At 61.3% G+C, this 16,690-nt stretch carries 14 protein-coding genes; 6 read left to right on the top strand and 8 right to left on the bottom strand.

Going from position 1 to position 16,690, the window contains the following annotated elements; all coding sequences use genetic code 11:
• Positions 1-45: 45 nt before the first annotated feature.
• Both C2L71_RS09920 and C2L71_RS09925 read right to left on the bottom strand, forming a co-directional pair.
• Complete coding sequence (locus tag C2L71_RS09920; RefSeq protein WP_103265604.1) at positions 46-900, bottom strand: DegV family protein; 855 nt, start codon at positions 898-900, stop codon at positions 46-48.
• Between the two features lie 281 nt (positions 901-1,181).
• Positions 1,182-3,527, bottom strand: coding sequence for an ATP-dependent helicase (locus C2L71_RS09925; protein WP_103265605.1), 2,346 nt, complete (start codon positions 3,525-3,527; stop codon positions 1,182-1,184).
• Positions 3,528-3,812: 285 nt separating this feature from the next.
• On the opposite strand from C2L71_RS09925, the gene C2L71_RS09930 reads away from it, so the two are divergent.
• Positions 3,813-4,964 (top strand): aldo/keto reductase, encoded by a 1,152-nt coding sequence (locus C2L71_RS09930; RefSeq protein WP_170042491.1) that lies wholly within the window; start codon positions 3,813-3,815, stop codon positions 4,962-4,964.
• A gap of 216 nt (positions 4,965-5,180) precedes the next feature.
• Here the strand turns inward: C2L71_RS09930 and aroF are convergent, their stop codons facing one another.
• From aroF to C2L71_RS12360, 4 genes are all read right to left on the bottom strand, one after another.
• The gene (gene aroF, locus C2L71_RS09935; RefSeq protein ID WP_103265607.1) at positions 5,181-5,981 is read right to left on the bottom strand and encodes a 3-deoxy-7-phosphoheptulonate synthase; all 801 of its coding nucleotides are present in this window, start codon (positions 5,979-5,981) and stop codon (positions 5,181-5,183) included.
• Positions 5,978-6,259, bottom strand: coding sequence for a chorismate mutase (locus tag C2L71_RS09940; protein ID WP_103265608.1), 282 nt, complete (start codon positions 6,257-6,259; stop codon positions 5,978-5,980). The genes aroF and C2L71_RS09940 overlap by 4 nt, the downstream gene beginning before the upstream one ends.
• Before the next feature lie 162 nt (positions 6,260-6,421).
• Entirely contained in the window at positions 6,422-7,357 is a 936-nt protein-coding gene (locus tag C2L71_RS09945) for an undecaprenyl-diphosphate phosphatase (RefSeq protein ID WP_103265609.1), read from the bottom strand.
• A 54-nt stretch (positions 7,358-7,411) separates the two neighbouring features.
• On the bottom strand, positions 7,412-7,816 hold the full coding sequence (locus tag C2L71_RS12360) for a hypothetical protein (protein WP_239926607.1): 405 nt from the start codon (positions 7,814-7,816) through the stop codon (positions 7,412-7,414).
• 325 nt (positions 7,817-8,141) lie between these two features.
• Between C2L71_RS12360 and C2L71_RS09955 the strand changes: the two genes are divergently transcribed.
• On the top strand, positions 8,142-9,692 hold the full coding sequence (locus C2L71_RS09955) for an FAD-dependent oxidoreductase (RefSeq protein WP_103265610.1): 1,551 nt from the start codon (positions 8,142-8,144) through the stop codon (positions 9,690-9,692).
• 106 nt (positions 9,693-9,798) lie between these two features.
• Here the strand turns inward: C2L71_RS09955 and C2L71_RS09960 are convergent, their stop codons facing one another.
• Complete coding sequence (locus C2L71_RS09960) at positions 9,799-11,346, bottom strand: helix-turn-helix transcriptional regulator (RefSeq protein ID WP_239926609.1); 1,548 nt, start codon at positions 11,344-11,346, stop codon at positions 9,799-9,801.
• Between the two features lie 379 nt (positions 11,347-11,725).
• On the opposite strand from C2L71_RS09960, the gene guaA reads away from it, so the two are divergent.
• Entirely contained in the window at positions 11,726-13,333 is a 1,608-nt protein-coding gene (gene guaA / locus C2L71_RS09965; protein WP_103265611.1) for a glutamine-hydrolyzing GMP synthase, read from the top strand.
• A 544-nt stretch (positions 13,334-13,877) separates the two neighbouring features.
• On the opposite strand, the gene C2L71_RS09970 is transcribed toward guaA, so the two are convergent.
• The gene (locus C2L71_RS09970) at positions 13,878-14,315 is read right to left on the bottom strand and encodes a helix-turn-helix domain-containing protein (protein ID WP_103265612.1); all 438 of its coding nucleotides are present in this window, start codon (positions 14,313-14,315) and stop codon (positions 13,878-13,880) included.
• 140 nt (positions 14,316-14,455) lie between these two features.
• Here C2L71_RS09970 and C2L71_RS09975 point away from each other — a divergent pair, with 140 nt between their 5' ends.
• From C2L71_RS09975 to C2L71_RS09985, 3 genes are read left to right on the top strand one after another with little or no spacing between them, the layout of a single operon-like run.
• Complete coding sequence (locus C2L71_RS09975) at positions 14,456-14,668, top strand: HTH domain-containing protein (RefSeq protein ID WP_103265613.1); 213 nt, start codon at positions 14,456-14,458, stop codon at positions 14,666-14,668.
• On the top strand, positions 14,658-15,734 hold the full coding sequence (locus C2L71_RS09980) for a site-specific integrase (protein WP_103265614.1): 1,077 nt from the start codon (positions 14,658-14,660) through the stop codon (positions 15,732-15,734). The genes C2L71_RS09975 and C2L71_RS09980 overlap by 11 nt, the downstream gene beginning before the upstream one ends.
• A gap of 32 nt (positions 15,735-15,766) precedes the next feature.
• The gene (locus C2L71_RS09985) at positions 15,767-16,102 is read left to right on the top strand and encodes a plasmid mobilization protein (protein ID WP_103265615.1); all 336 of its coding nucleotides are present in this window, start codon (positions 15,767-15,769) and stop codon (positions 16,100-16,102) included.
• Positions 16,103-16,690 lie beyond the last annotated feature (588 nt).

Consider the following 16,690-nt stretch of genomic DNA (forward strand, 5'->3'; position numbering starts at 1 on the left):
GAAGCGCTGCAGGCAGCCGCTTCCCTGGTGCGCTCCCAACCTGCGCTACGCAAGCTCGAGGTCGGAGAACTCTCCCAAGTCAACGGACTGCACAGCGATGCAGCCGGGGCCGCCCTGAGTGATGAACGCAGGACCCAGCTCGAACACACCGTGCCGGCATGCGGGGAAGCGGGATGCGAGCAGCCGGGAGGCCTCCTGCGCCTGGATGAGGTTATCCGCATGGCTCACGCCGATGAAACAGCCCTCCCCTGCGCCGCGATCCTCCAGATCGTCGCCGATGGCAGCAATCGCTTTGGCAAACGAGCGCGCCACTTTCAGCTTCTCGAGGCGCATGCCATCGTCGGTCTGCCGCATCACCGGAAACGCTTTGACCAGATGCGCAAACGTGGCTGCAAGCGGCGTGAGACGTCCGCCGCGACGCAAATAGTCGAAATCCTCGGGAACGAGGTAGGACTGCGCGGAGGCTATCATCGGACCGAGCGCATCGACGACGGCAGCCGCATCGAGGCCCTGACCGGCCATGCGAACGGCAGCACACGCCAGTGCCCGATGCGGGACGCACAGCGTTTCCGAATTCACAACGTGCACGCGCTCGGGATGCCGCGCCTGCGCGCGCAAGCCGCAAGCGAGTTCGTACGCGCCCGAGAGCCCGTCGGCCATGGCCAGATGGACAACCTCCTCGTCGGTGTCGTACACCGCGAGCGTGAGCGCGGGAGGCGGCGAAGCGCTCTGCGGCAGCGAACCCGTGCGCACCAGCGCGAGGAACTCTTCGGCGGATATATCCTCGTACTCGAGCCACGTCTCGCCGTCCACGCTTACGACGAGCGGCAGAACGATCATCCCGCGCCGAACGCCCTCCTCGACGGAGAACATGAGGGAAGAATCGGCGACGATCTTCATAGGAGCCTCTTTCTCTCGCCTCCGGAAAACGAAGAGCCCGGGCTGCAGGTCGAGCTCGACTCGCATCGTCGGCTTGCACCTTGGGCCGACCCGACAGCATTGCCACCCTCTTATCATGCGGCATGAGCCCGCAACATGCAAGGAAGCAGTCGAAAAACCAGAGTCAAGCCGCAGCGGCGGCGCCATGCGCCTGCAGCCCCGAAGAAAAGGGGGCTGCAGGCAGGCGCCGACCGACACCCCTCCGCCGCACGAACAGAGGCTGCATTCCGAAAGGGACAGCGCTACCCGTTTATCTTCACGATAGGCGCGTAATCTTTCAGCAGCTTCTTCGTCTGACCGTTTTTCGCGAACTTCACGTAGAGCGTATCTCCGTCCACCTTCGTCACCTTGCCGCGGCCGAACGTCTTGTGGTCCACGGCGTCTCCGGCAGCAAACGTCATCTTGGCGGCGGCCTTCTTGCCCGCCTCCGGGCGCGCGAAGCTGGAGCTGCGACGCTCGGAATGCCCGCTTGGCCCCGACGCGCTTGAGCGTCCGAACACGCGGCCCTCCCCCGCCTCGGCACCGGAGCCCGCGATGCCGCGGCGGCTGCCCCGCTTCTCCCATCCGGTTCCGCTGAACCCGGCCGAACCCACACCGGAAGTCTGCCGCAGCTCGCTGGGGATCTCCTGGATGAAGCGCGAAACCGGATTGGCCGACGTCTGGCCGAATATCTGGCGCTGCGATGCGCAGGTGAGGTAGAGGCGTTTGCGCGCTCGCGTGATAGCCACGTAAGCGAGCCGCCGCTCCTCCTCGATACCGGTCGCATCGGCCACGCTGTTCATATGGGGGAACAACGTCTCCTCCATGCCGGCAACGAACACGCAGTCGAATTCGAGGCCCTTGGACGAGTGTACCGTCATGAGCGTGACAGCGCGCCCGTCTTCGGACACCGTATCGAGATCGGTGCGCAAGCGCACCCATTCGATGAAGTCCGCGAGCGAATCGCCGCGCAGCACGCGCACGGGGGCGGCGTCGGAAGTCGCGTCGCTGTCGACCGTCGGAGCAGCGTAGTCAGCCTCGTCCTCGTCGTGGGTCTCCGCGAATTCGTCGACGACGCCCAGGAACTCCTGGATGTTCTCGATGCGCCCGCGCGCTTCGTCGGTGTTTTCGTTCTGCAACGCATCGATGAGGCCGCTTTTGTCGATGATAGCCTCGATGACCTTGCGCAGATCACCGCCGTACGCACGCGCCTCGTTGACCAGGCCCACGAATTCGGCAACAGACTGACGTGCGGATGCGCGCAGCTCGGGATCGACGATGGCCAGCTCGGCGCCCTCCATGAACGTCATGTCCATCTCGCGGGCGAACTGCTCGATGCGCTCGACGGTAGTCTTGCCGATGCCGCGACGCGGCACGTTGATCACGCGCTTGGCGGCGATGTCATCGGCCGGGTTCACCACGAGCGTGAGGTAGGCCATGACGTCGCGGATCTCGGCGCGGTCAAAGAAGCGTGTGCCGCCCACGATACGGTAGGGCACGCCGGCGCGCAGCAGCATATCTTCAAGCATGCGGCTTTGCGCGTTCGTGCGGTAGAACACGGCCGTTTGGTTGTACGACAGCCCCGCTGCGCGCTGCTTCTCGATCTCGCCGGCAATCCAGCGGCCCTCGTCGCGTTCATCGGCGGCCATGAACACATTGATCTTGTCGCCGTCCTCGGCGGCGGTGAACAGCTTCTTGGCCTTGCGGTGCTGGTTGTTCGCGATGACGGCGTTCGCTGCGGCCAGCACGTTGCCCACGCTCCGGTAGTTTTGCTCGAGTTTCACCGTGTGCGCGCGAGGATAGTCCTGCTCGAACTCGAGGATGTTTCGGATGTCTGCGCCGCGCCACGAGTAGATGGACTGGTCGTCGTCGCCCACCACCATGATGTTCTCGTGCGCCTCGGCAAGGAGCTTGGTGATGGCGTACTGGGCGTGGTTCGTGTCCTGGTACTCGTCCACCATGAGGTAGCGGAAGCGCTGCTGGTAGGCCGTGCGCACGTCCTCGTGGTTCTTGAGCAGCAGGTAGGCGTACAGCAAGAGGTCGTCGAAGTCGAAGGCGTTCGCGGCCTTCAGACGTTCCTGCAGGCGGATGTAGACACGCGCAGCAACCTTCCCCACCGGATCGGACGCCTCCTTTTCGAAGTCGCCGGGCACCACCAGCTCGTTTTTCGCTGCGGAAATGCGGTTCATGAGAGCGTTCACAGGAAAGCGCTTCGGGTCGATATCGAGCTCGGCCATGATCTCCTTGTACAGGCGCTTCTGATCGTCGGTGTCGTAGATGGTGAAGTTGCGCGTGAAGCCCAGGCGCTCGGCGTCGGCACGCAGCATGCGCACGCACATGCTGTGGAACGTGGACACCCACATACCGCGGCTGGACGGCCCGACGAGCGCGCCAAGACGCTCGCGCATCTCGCTCGCCGCCTTGTTCGTGAAGGTGATGGCGAGTATCTCCCACGGCGCCACGCCGAGGTCCTCGACGAGGTGGGCGATGCGGTACGTGAGCACGCGCGTCTTGCCCGAGCCGGCGCCCGCGAGCACAAGCAGCGGGCCGTCCGTAGTCATGACCGCCTCGCGCTGCGGCCCGTTCAGGGTATCGATGTCGATTGGCATGTGTCGGTTCCTTCGATGCGCGCGCGACGCGGTGGCCGCGCGAAAGACGATTCTCGTCGATTCTTCGTGAGGCAGCATTGTAGCGCTTCCCGCCGCAGCGCGACAAAGCGATGCAAGAAATGCAGAGTCGAATCCGTTGCGGCGCTTCGCCATATTCGAGATATTGGCCGCTCGCCCGCGCATCGGCGATGCGGTATTCTGGGCGGAGGGCAGCGCCCTGCGAGACGGGCCTGCAACGACGCGCGCGCCGTCAACCACGCGGAGCGCGAGCTGAAAGGGGGCCGCATGCAGTACCGCGCAATGGGTTCGACCGGTATGGAGGTTTCAGCACTGGGGATGGGGACGATGCGCCTGCCCCTTCGGGAGGGCGGCCAGGGCTACACGAGCAGTCGAGGAGCTGATGTGGAGCGCTCCGTCGAGCTCATTCGCCATGCCATCGATTCGGGGATCACCTACTTCGACACCGCTTTCAACTACCTTCACGGCGAAAGCGAGAAGATCATCGGGAAGGCCCTCCAAGACGGATACCGCGAGCGAGCCCTTATCGCCACGAAGTCGCCCATCTGGATGATCGAGGGCGAAGACGACTTCGACCGCCTGCTGCGCAAGCAGCTCGATCGGCTCCAGACCGACTACATCGACGTCTACCTGCTGCACAGCGTCATGGAGAAGGACTGGCGCAACCGCGTCCTCCCCCACCGCGTGGTCGAGAGCCTGCTCGCCGCGAAAGAGGCCGGCCTGGTCAAGCACATCGGCTTCTCGTTCCACGACCGCATGGACCTGTTCCGGGAAGTGATCGACTACGCCGACTGGGACGTGTGCCAGCTGCAGCTGAACTACCTCGACCGCGGCTTCCAGGGCGGACTCGAGGCCGCGCGGCTCGCAGCGGATAAGGGCATCGGCGTCATGGTGATGGAACCGCTACGCGGCGGGCATCTGGTGAACGTTCCCGCCGACGTGCGGGAGACCTTCCGCACCGCCGACCCCGACCGGTCCCCCGTCGAGTGGGCGTTCGACTTCCTCTGGGATCTTCCCGAGGTGTCGCTCGTGCTCTCGGGCATGGGCTCGCCGGAGGAGGTCGACATCGATTGCGCGTACGCCGACCGTGCGCGGGCGGGCATGCTCTCGCCCGAGGAGCATGCGGTGTTTGATGCGGTCGAGCGCCAGTTCGCCGCCTACCCCACCATCCCCTGCACCGGCTGCAACTACTGTGCCGGCTGCCCCCAGGGCGTCACCATCCCCTACAACCTCCAGACGTACAACCAGTACGTCCTGAGCGGCGATATCGAGCGCGCGAAGTGGGAGTATGCCACCACCATCCCCCTGAACGGCGCGACGGCGGGCGCGTGCATCGGCTGCGGGGAATGCGAGGAGCGCTGCCCGCAGAAGATCCCCGTCGGCGAATGGATGCCGAAGATCGACGAGCTGTTCGCGTAGGGGCAGGGCGAAGCAGCAGGTCGAACGCTCGCAGGTTGGATGTCCGCCGCCCAGGTCGGCGCAGTCAGTCAGCGAGGAGGCCTTCGGTGCTTCGATTCGGCGTGAAAGCCCGAGGAAGCGTACTTTGTACGCGACGAGGGCTTGGAGCGCCGAAGCGGAGTGCCGAAGGCCCCCGCAGCGTCGAGTAGTTTCGGCGGCCGCCAGGCCACCGAAACATCACACGATCTTCTTACCGAAAACAGCGGCGATCTCGCGCAGCTCGGCCACGAGGTCCTCGAACTGGGCAGGCGTCAGTTGCTGCGGGCCGTCGGACAGGGCGGCCGGCGGGTTGGGATGCACCTCGATCATGAGAGAGTCGGCGCCGACGGCCACTGCAGCCCGCGCAAGCGCGGGGACGAGGTCGCGCACGCCCGCCGGATGCGACACGTCCACGCAGACGGGATACAGGCTCTGTTTATGGACGACGGGAACAGCAGAGATGTCCAGCGTGAAGCGCGTGGCCGTCTCGAACGTGCGCAGGCCTCGCTCGCACAGCACGACGTTGTCGTTTCCCTCCATGGTGATGTAGTCGGTGGCCGAGAGCCACTCGGAGATGGTGCCGGCGAACCCACGCTTGAACAGCACCATCTTGTGCGAGTCCTTCGTCACCTGACCGATGTTCTTCAATAGGCTGAAGTTCTGGAAGTTGCGCGCGCCCACCTGCAGGCCGTCCACATAGGAGTGGACCATTGCGCAGTGCGCCGAGTCCATGACCTCGGTAAGCGTCATGAGACCGTACTTGTCACCAGCGCCCTTCATGATCTTGAGGGCATCCTCGCCCAATCCCTGGAACGAGTGCGGATTCGTGCGCGGCTTGAACGCTCCACCGCGAATCCAGCGCAGGCCAAGACCCGCGATGCACGCTGCCACCTCGTCGAACTGCTCTTCGCTTTCGACAGAGCAGGGTCCGGCGAAGATGGTGATCTCGTCGGTGATGGTGCCGTAATCGGGAAGTTTGGATGCTATCTGCTCGCTCATACCGACGGAGTCTCCTTCATGACTTTCAGAATGCTGGCATAGATCTCACGGAGGTTCTCATTGTACAGAGGGCCTTCGTTATAGCTGTTCACCTTGGCGAAGATCTCCTCTTCGCGCTTCGGGTCGTACAGGCCCATGTGAGCGTCGGGCTTCAGACCGCGGATGACCAGCGAATGCCCCGCGCGCTTGTTGAGCAGCGCAACCAGCTGACGATCGATCTCGTCGATCTTGGCACGATGTTCCTGGATCTCCGCAAAGGAGCTGTTCTCTTCAGACATCGTTTTTCCTCTCTTGATTCGCACGTTAACGAGCCTGGCCTGCACGTCCGATGGACGCCTCCGGCCCTCGTGTGCACATCATGATAGCAAAAGCGACGCGCTGGGAATGCGCGCCGCTCAGATTCGGCAGGAAGTTCACGACGGCGAACAACGCCGACTCGCCTACGGCAACATGCCCATCGATTCGAAGGCGAAGTAGCCGAGCACCAGCACGCCCACGACGATGCGGTACCAGCCGAACGCCGTGAAGTCGTTCTTCTTGATGTAGCCCATGAGGAACTTGATGGCCACCACCGACATGACGAACGCCGTGACGATGCCCACTGCGAGCACGACGATCTCGGTGGAGGTCATCGCAATGCCGGCCGCGAAGAACTTGATGCACTTCACGAGGCCCCAGCCGAACATGATGGGGATGGCCAGGAAGAACGTGAACTCGGCCGCCGCGGTGCGCGAGCAGCCCGCCAGCATGCCGCCGATGATGGTGGCGCCGGAGCGGCTCGTGCCCGGGATGATGGCGAGCACCTGGAAGCAGCCGATCTTGAGGGAGGTCTTCCAGTCGATCTCGTCCACGTCGGTGATCTTGAACAGCTGCGCCTCGGCCTCGTCGGCGGCGTCGCCGTACGACTGGCGCGCGTGCCGCCCGCGCGGCGCTTCGAGCGCGGCCTCGGCCTCGCGCAGACGGCGGCGGTTGCGGCGTTCGAGCACGATGAACACGACGCCGTAGAGGATGAGCATGGCCGCGACGGTCACCTTGTTGTAGAAGTGCTCGTTCACCCAGTCGTCGAACAAGAGCCCAATGATGGCCGCGGGGATGCAGCCGATGGCCACCATGCCCCAGAGGCGCCACGTGCTCCGCTTCTCGACGCTCGTCTTCTTCGGTGAGAAGGGATTGAGCTTGTGGAAGTACAGGATGAGCACCGCCATGATGGCGCCCAGCTGGATGACCACGAGGAACAGCGCGAGGAACTGGTCGGACACCTGCAGCTTCACGAATTCGTCCACGAGGATCATGTGGCCGGTGGACGAGATGGGCAGCCATTCGGTGATGCCCTCGACGATGCCGATGAGAAACGCTTTCAAAGCTTCGAAGATCATAAACGTAGTACCTCGGTTGGTCGGATCGGACAGTGAGGCAGGCGGAGCCGGCGGCTAGCGCCTGCGCTGATGATGGTCTTGCAGCATGGCAAGGGCGAGCAGCGCCACCGACAGGCACAGCCCCATGAGCACGAACTCGAGCAGCTCCTGCCCAAGCGCAATGGTCGCAAATGCGACGATAGCGATGACAAGGGCCGCGAGCTTGCACAGGTAGGAGATGCGATTGTTGAAGGAGGCGTGCATCTCGCGTCGACGTTCGTCAGAGAGAAGCTCGCGATACTCAGGCTGAGCTTCGGGCGCGTCCAGTTTCGCACCGTCGGAACGGACGCTATCCGCAACCGTCGCTCCATCCTCGCGCGCTTCGCCTCCGCCGGCAGGCTTCCAAGCAATCTCGCACGCCTTGGCCACGCCAGGCATCGGCTGCTCGGCGGGCGCTATGTTGTCTCGTGCGTTCTCCATGCCGGGAATTGTACACGAGCACACCTCATGCAGTCGGCGCAAACCTCCTCGACGAGCCCGTGTTCGAGAAATGAACATATTTGCATCGATCATCGCTGCGCGCCCTGCTTTGGAAACAAGGCCATTTCCGTGCGGTAGCAAAGTGCTGACGTGGAGGTTTCCACGCGTTCATCCCTTTCGGGCTACAGGGATTGGCCCTTTCGTGCGATACGGGAGGGCCGTCGGGGCATATCGTGCACATCGCCGGCACGGGCCGGCACGACGATATACGGGTTATGGCGGGGCTCACGCCCGCATGACGGTTCGTTCGAAGGAGTGAGGAGCAATGGTCGCACAGCACAGTGGAAAGGGATTGTCCCGCAGGTCGTTCATCGCGGCAGCAGGCCTTGGCACGGCTGGCATCTTGGGAGCGGGCGCACTGAGCGCATGCGCGCCGACGTCGGAAAGCTCTGCAGGAGGCAATACTTGGGATCAGGAAACCGATGTGGTCGTCGTGGGCTCGGGCGCTGCCGGCGTTGCCGCAGCCGTCACCGCCCTGGAATCGGGTGCCGAGGTCATCATGCTCGAAAAAGAGGAAATGATCGGCGGGGCGACGAGCGCCACCGTGCAGTACTGCGCCCCCGGCTCATCGCTCGGCATCGCTCAGAACTTCCCCGACGTGGAGGACAGCGCCGATCTCATGTTCGAGCACGCGATGAACGTTTCGGGTAACACCGCAGATCCGGCACTCGTCCGCATCTGGTGCGACAATGCCTCTGACGCCATCGACTGGATGGTGGAGCACGGCTGCGAGTTCAAGGAGAAGCTCAAGCTCTCCGAAGGTCGGCAGGGCCAGGGCAAGTACATCGCAAAAACCGCAGGCGAGCTCACAACGAAGCTCGTCCCCATCGTGCAGGAGCAGGGGAAGCTGCTCAGCAAGTGCGCGTTCGAGGAGCTCGTCGTCGACGATAGCGGACGCGTTGTCGGCTTGGTCTACCGCGACGGGGACGATGCGAAGCGCATCAAGGCGCGCAAGGCTGTTATCCTGTGCACGGGTCCGTGGTCCAATGACGAGACGATGGTTCCACGCCATATGAATCCGCTGCCAGAAACACCGAAGGCCGCGGGCGAGACGTTTGCGAGCATGGGGATGCCCTACGGCCCCTTCACCGGCGAGGCCGTTCGTGCGGCGCAGAGGATCGGAGCGAACGTGCGTCATATGGAGTACCTCATGTCCGAACCGTGCTACTCCACCGCCGAGCTCATGGAACAAGGCGTGGCCGTGGCGGGCATCACGCGCACCGTCAACCAGGTGCTCGTAAGCTCCGAAGGCGCGCGTTTCACCGACGAGGGTGCTGCGCGCGGCGCAGTCGCCAACGATGTGCTGGCACTGCCGGACAACGTGTTCTACCCGATCCTCGACGGGCACATCGTTCCCGATCAGGTGAATCCTGCTCCTGAAGTGCTCGACAAGTGGATCGAAGGCGGCTTCGTCGTGAAGGGGGACACCGTCGAGGAGATGGCTGCGAACGCCGAGCAGACGTTCGGCATCCCGCAGGCGACGCTGGTCGAGACCATCAAGCGCTACAACGCAGGATGCGCTGCCGGCGCAGACGAATTCGGCAAAGACCCTCACTTCCTTTCACCCATCGATACGCCGCCGTTCTACGCAGGCCCCGTCGAAACGTGCATCATGCTCTACACTCACGGCGGCCTCGATGCCGACGAGAATGCACGCGTCAAGGACGTCGACGGCAACGTCATTCCCGGCCTGTACGCGGCCGGCATGTGCACCGGCGGCCAGTTCGGCCAGGATACCGTCTCGGGCGACTGGCAGATAAGCTCCGTCGTGTTCGGCCGGATTGCGGGCCGGAACGCAGTTGCCGAGACGGCCTAAGGTTGCCGGCTCAGACCTTTCCCCCGCCTATCCTCCCCCTCCCCTTGCGAGCCGCCCGCGTCCATGCTGGCGGCTCGCTGCATGCACGACAAGACGACCGCGACGATCAGCCGCGCGCGTGGATGCGGGCCTCCATCTGATCGACGAGGCTCAGAAGCTCCTGGCGCGAGTGGACGTCCATCTTCGCGTACGCGCGTCGCAGATGCGACTTGATGGTATGTTCCGACAACATGAGCGCATCGGCGATGTAGCGCGCGCTGCGACCCGTGGAGAATTCCGCGACCACCTCAAATTCGCGCCTCGAAAGGCCGTACGTCTCCTTCAGCAGGTCGAGCGCGGCAATGCTGACGACCGTCGGCAGAGCGCCGCTCGCGCCGAGCGTATCCGCCAGCTGCTCCGCTTCGGACCGTCCGACCTGCTCGACGCCGCCATCGGCACGGATGCTCTCCCGAGCAACGGGGTACTCCCCCGCGGCAGGCACTCCGCCTTCAAGGCGCTCGGTTGGCACAAGGACAACCCGCTCCAAACGATGCACGCCCCATGTCACCGCCGCGCAAATCCCGATAGCCAAGAAGGCGAGCGCGCATATCGCAACGGCTTGCTCGCTTTGCACCGCTGCAAGGTTGTGCAAAGCGAGAGCGGTTATGCGCCCTGCAGCCAGCGAGAGCTGGGCCGTGCCCACAGCTAGGCCAAGAAGGAAGAATGCCGGCAACCGACGCTCATGGGCCTCGCGCACGAAAGTGATCCAGAATACGCCGAAAAAGGTCATGAGGAAAGCGGCCATCATCGACCCCGATACGTAGCCGTCGCCCGCAGCAAACACGCGATAGAGCAGGACGAAAATCAGGCAGATGATGGAGATGGGATACGCCAGGTCGATAGTGCGCTTCTGCGGTCTGAACACGACCAAAAGCACAAGCAAGACGAACGAGACGGCAATCCCCATGAAAGCCGTGAGATCAGCCTGGACATATTGCAGCCCCCCGAGTATGTCCGACTGGATGATGAAACCGCACGGTGCCGCAACGATGAAAATCGCATACAAGATGAGCCCCGCGCGGACCGCAAGTTCCCGCATGGATGCGTGGGGCGGCGCGTCGTCAAGCATGTCGTCGGCGATCGAACGGTTGCATGCCAGGCAGACGCCGAGCGCAACCACGGAGATACCGAGCGCAATTAGAAACGCAGCGTGACGGCCTTCTGGGAAGAAGGCGTTCACCAGCGGGACGATGGCAAGATCGAGGATGTAACCGACCGCGATCATGGGAACGGCGTAGACAGGGCGGTAGCTCACGAACACCTGCATCCAGCACAGCAGGATGAGCATCCATCCGATTCCCGCCGAGACCTGGGACACCAGTGTGAGGGCAAGCGAAGCGTCGGAGAGAAAGGAAACCGCGACGCGCACAGCCATGAGCACGAGGCTTGCGGCAAACACGGGCCGCACGTCGTTGAGGTTCGCAAAATATGAAAGCAACGCAACGAGAATGCAGCACGCTCCGCCCGCAACAATGCCCGCGATCACAAAGGGCTGCGAGGAGTACGGCCCCGACCCCTGGTCAAGCAAGCGTGAGCCTTGGAGTAAGCCGAAACCCGCCACCGCGAGAAACATCAACGCCGTGGTCTTACTGGTGAAAACGACCTGCTTTCCCATGTTCGCTCCTCGCTCGGATTCGAGTATGGTCATCATGACGGTGGGGATCAATCGAACCTCGACCACTGGGCGCCGGGCTCAGCTGCGACTACCGATGACCATCGTCGTTGCACGGAATCGCTCGTGCCATAGGGTACTATAGCATCGCCCACTTGCAGAGGCAGGCCTTTGGAGACGGGCTGGCATCCATCGCGGTGGCAAGCGCACTGCCATGCGCGAAAGGGTTGGCGTTTCTTGCAAAAGGCGTGCGCATCCGGTTCGAATCAACCGAGGCCGGCGCACGTTCGTGTACTATTCGGTTAGAATTCGTTTTCTCGTCCAGGATCACCGGGCCTGTGCCGTATAACGCGAGGCTCCGGCTTTTATCAAAGGAGCAGCCATGACCGTCACCCCAACCGATCAGCTGGTCATCGTCGTCGATTTCGGAGCGCAGTACGGTCAGCTGATCGCCCGCCGCGTGCGCGATGTGCATGTGTACTCGGAGATCGTCCCGTGCGACGTGAGCGCCGAGGAAGTGCGCGCGATGGCGCCGGCGGCCATCATCCTGTCGGGCGGGCCCGCGAGCGTGTACGCCGAGGATGCGCCGTCCATCGACCCGGGCATCTTCGAGCTGAGCATCCCCGTGCTCGGCTTCTGCTACGGGCAGCAGATCATGGCCGTGACGCTGGGCGGCACGGTCGGCCATACCGACGCCGGCGAGTACGGGGCCGCTGCTTTGAGGCGTTGCGACGAGGGCGCGTCCCTGCTGTACGGCGAGACGCCCGTCGAGCAGACGGTGTGGATGAGCCACCGCGACGCCGTGGCCGAGGTGCCCGAGGGCTTCGCGGTGACGGCGTCGACCGCCACGTGCCCCGTGGCCTCGATGGAGTGCGCCGAGCGGCGTTTGTACGCGACGCAGTTCCACCCCGAGGTGCGTCACACACCGCACGGCGACGAGCTGTTGAAGAACTTCCTGTTCGGCATCTGCGGCCTCGAGCCCTCCTGGACGATGGACTCCATCATCGACGACGCCGTCGAAGCCATCCGCGCGCAGGTGGGCGGCGACCGCGTGATCCTGGGCCTGTCGGGCGGCGTGGACTCGTCGGTGGTGGCAGCGCTGTGCGCGAAGGCCATCGGCAAGCAGCTGACCTGCGTGTTCATCAACCATGGCCTGCTGCGCAAGAACGAGCCCGAAGAGGTGGAAGAGGTGTTCACGAAGCAGTTCGACGTGGACTTCGTGCACGTGCACGCCGAGGACCGCTACGCTGCGCTGCTGGCCGACGTCGTCGAGCCCGAGCAGAAGCGCCGCATCATCGGCTCGCAGTTCTGGAAGGAGTTCTTCGCCGTGGCGGAGGACCTCGCCGAGGGCGGCCGGCCGGTGAAGTACCTGGCCCAGGGTACCATCTACCCCGATATCATCGAGAGTGGCGCCCGCAAGACCGGCGGCAAGGCGTCCACCATCAAGAGCCATCACAACCTCATCCCGTTCCCCGACGGCGTGTCGTTCGACCTGATCGAGCCGCTGGATCACTTTTTCAAGGACGAGGTGCGCGCACTCGGCACGGCGCTCGGGCTGCCCGACCACATCGTGCATCGCCAGCCCTTCCCGGGGCCGGGCCTGGCCATCCGCATCATCGGCACGGTGACGCGCGAGAAGCTGGAGATTCTGAAGAACGCCGACGCCATCGTCCGCGAGGAGCTGGACGCCTACAACGTGCGCGTGTTCGAGGAGACCGGCGACCGCAATTCCGAGCGCAGCGTGTGGCAGTACTTCGCCGTGCTGCCCGACGTGAAGAGCGTCGGCGTCATGGGCGACGAGCGCACGTACGCCTACCCCATCATCCTGCGAGCCGTCGAGTCGAGCGACGCGATGACCGCCGACTGGGCGAAGCTGCCGCATGTGGTGCTGGACGTGATCTCGAGCAGGATCGTGAACGAGGTGGCGGGGGTCAACCGGGTTGTGTACGACATCACGAGCAAACCCCCCGCGACGATCGAGTGGGAGTAGGCCTGAGCCCTAAAAAGTGCAATCCACCTGGAGTTATTCCAGTGAACATTAGTACACCACGGTACGCAAGAATCAATATAACCACCAGCGAATCTCGAGAATAATCCAACTCTACTGCCCCTGGAAAATAGTCTTTTCTAGGGGTAAATTTTTAGCCTTTCATCTGCTCGAATGATTCAAATTATCCCAAAAAGGTGGACGCTGTTAGGTACTGCTTGACAGCCATGTTCAACCATGTACACCTAAAGGCACGCTTGCAAACCACCTGATTTTATTCTTTCAGGCATTCCCGCCGCGAAACAACGATTTGTAATCACTTTGTAATCACCCCGCCCTTTCGAGAACTTGAAAGACAAGAATCCCAGGTCAAAATAGGGGGATATTTTTTCGCGAAAAATCGGAGGATCGATGCATTCTAAGGTCGGTTTAGATGGCTTGAGACGCCGAAAACGGCCTCCGATTACTCCCGGAGGGGCTTGCAAATAGAGATATCTGAGGGGTGATTACAAGGCTTTTCCGGAAAAGGCGAAACATGCCGAGGTGATTACAAATCGGACATTCCGAAGCTGGCCTTCCAAGCGTCGTATTCCTCCTGGGAGATTTCCCCAGCATCTAGTCGCTCACGCTGCCGCATCCATGCCTCCAACGCAGTGGATAGCTTGGGCGCCTTCGGGGAGTTGCGATCGACTGTCAGGAAGACATCGCCCTCCGCACCCCTTGCTGGTTTCAACCCGGTCCCCTCGTCGATTCTGAAAAGGTATTCGAGGGCCTTGCGGACCGAGTCAACGTCGACATCCAAAAGCGCCTCCTGAGCTACTTCCAGGGCCTGGGCGATGCTTTTCACGTGCGCCTCGCTTGGCTTTCTATTGCCCAGCTCGTAGTTCCTGATGGCGGAATCAGAAAGCCCGCAGGCCTCGGCGAGGTCCGCCTGAGTCATTTTGCGCATCTTGCGGTATCTGCGTATCAGTTCGCCTGTTTTCATGAACGCCTCTTCTGCAACGCCGGGTTGTAAGCTTATCTGGAAAGAATAGCACGAAAACGAACGGTACGTATTGACCGTTCGTTATTGAACGTATAGTATCTTCTTATACCGTTCGTTTTTGAACTGTTTAGGAGGACAGAATGGAAGCATTGCGAAGGATGCTCACCGCCAAAGAGGTGGCGGACCGTCTCGGGGTTTCTCGGACGACTGCCTACACCGTTATCCGGGAGCTCAACGAAGAAATGGCACATCGCGGTTGCAAGGTGATCCCCGGCCGCGTGAGCAACGAGTATTTCGAAGCTGTGTACTTCGGCGATAGAAGCAAAGAAGGTGAGGTCACCGATGTCCGTTAGGAGAATGCCAAACGGCACGTTCACCGTGCAGTTCCGCTGCAAGGACAAGGAAGGACGAGACGTCCACAAGTTCAAGCGAGGTTTCGCGAGCAAGTCCGAGGCAGAGGACTGGGAGAACGATTACAAGGCGACGCGCGGGCAGTCGATGGCCATGAAGTTCTCGGATTTCCTTACTATCTACGAGGACGACATGAAGCCCCGCATCCGCGAGACAACGTGGGCGACTAAGAGACACATTATCCGGACGAAGATAGAGCCGTTCTTCGGTCGCATGAGGATGGAAGACATCCGCAGCATCGACATCATCCATTGGCAGAACAGGCTCATGGATGCAAAGCGCGCGAACGGCGAGGCGTACTCTCCCACCTACCTGCGCACCATCAACAATCAGGTGACCGCGATCTTCAACCACGCGGCCAGATACTACGGCCTCTACCCCAACCCGGCAATCAAGACTATGAAGATCGGAGCGAAGGAAGCCGGAGAGATGCTGTTCTGGACGAAGGACGAGTACCTCAGATTCTCCGAGGCGATGCTGGAAAAGCCAATGTCTTACATCATGTTCGAGATTCTATATTGGACGGGCGTGCGCGAAGGAGAGCTGCTCGCACTCACACCGAGCTCGTTTGATTTATCGCGACTAGAGATGCGCATCGACTCCTCGTACCAGCGCCTGCACGGCAGGGATGTCATAACCGATCCTAAGACCCCCAAGTCAGTGCGGACGATAAAGATTCCCGAATTCCTCAAAGAGGAGGTCGAAGAGTACCTGGAGGGCATCCCGAACATCGAGAAAGACGAACGCATGTTCAAGACGACCAAGCACTACCTCGCCCATGAGATGAAGCGAGGGTGCGCCCAGACCGGTGTGAAACGAATCAGAATCCATGATTTAAGGCATAGCCATGTAAGCCTGCTCATCGACATGGGATTCTCGGCCCTCGCGATTGCCGAGAGGTTAGGCCACGAGGCAACGGACATCACGTTCCGATACGCACACCTCTTCCCTAACGTGCAAGAAGAAATGGCGAACGCGCTAGAAGTGTCGAAGGGAGATGTTTTCTGATGCCCTGCCCCAACGAGAGACGAAAGAGGAACATGACCATCGCTTTCAGGGTCACACCCGAGGAGAACGATCTGGTGAACTTGCTTGCCAAAACGGCAAACATGACCAAGCAGGAATATATCATGTCCAAACTTACAGATACCACCATCGTCGTTCAACCCAGCACACGCACTTTCAAGGCTCTCAAGGATGCAATAGCAAAGGTCTACGTGGAACTTTCGCGCATCAGGCGTGCAGGCGACATGAGCGAAGCCCTTACTGAGAAAATAGAGGTACTTGCTAACATGCTTCAAGACTTGGGAGCGAAGATTCCCCGATCGCAGCTTGATGCAGAGGAATCAGAAATTACAGGGATGAAACGAGAATAAATAAATATTAAGCCGATATTATGGCTGCATCATGGAGCGCTCACTGTAGCGAAGGCGACGCTATAGCCTCCTTCGCTACGGAGCCTATAGAGCTTCAATAGAGTATTCGTCGGCTTGTATCGTGTCGAATGCGTCAAAGAATTCAGGCTCCAGATCCATCCTGATGGATCGACTGTTGCAGTAATCAACAAACGATCCGAATGTCGACCATCCATAGAATTCATTTTCTAGCAAAGTATGGTAGAAAGTTTCGGCATTAAACACATCTGGGTTTTCCTGCCTGTCAACCAGACATTTATTACCCTCGCCAAAAAGCTTAAACCGAGGACTTCTCGAAAATACAGCAACAAGCAGTTCTTCGCTCCATCGCATATTAGGAATTGACGGTAATTCGTTATATGCAGGGAATAATTCGTCTCGCGGGTAGTACAAGTCAGCAATCTTTCGCGAATGCATTTTTGGGTACCGTCAAGAATCTTGCGCACTTTTCCGACAGCCTCATAAGCCCGCCGTCCGGTGCGGCTACCCCTCCAGCAGAGTCACGTCCAGATAGCGCCTCGAGCCCCACTCGCTCTCGGCCACGTACTT

It is taken from the genome of Enteroscipio rubneri (genome assembly GCF_002899715.1).
GTDB lineage: Bacteria > Actinomycetota > Coriobacteriia > Coriobacteriales > Eggerthellaceae > Enteroscipio > Enteroscipio rubneri.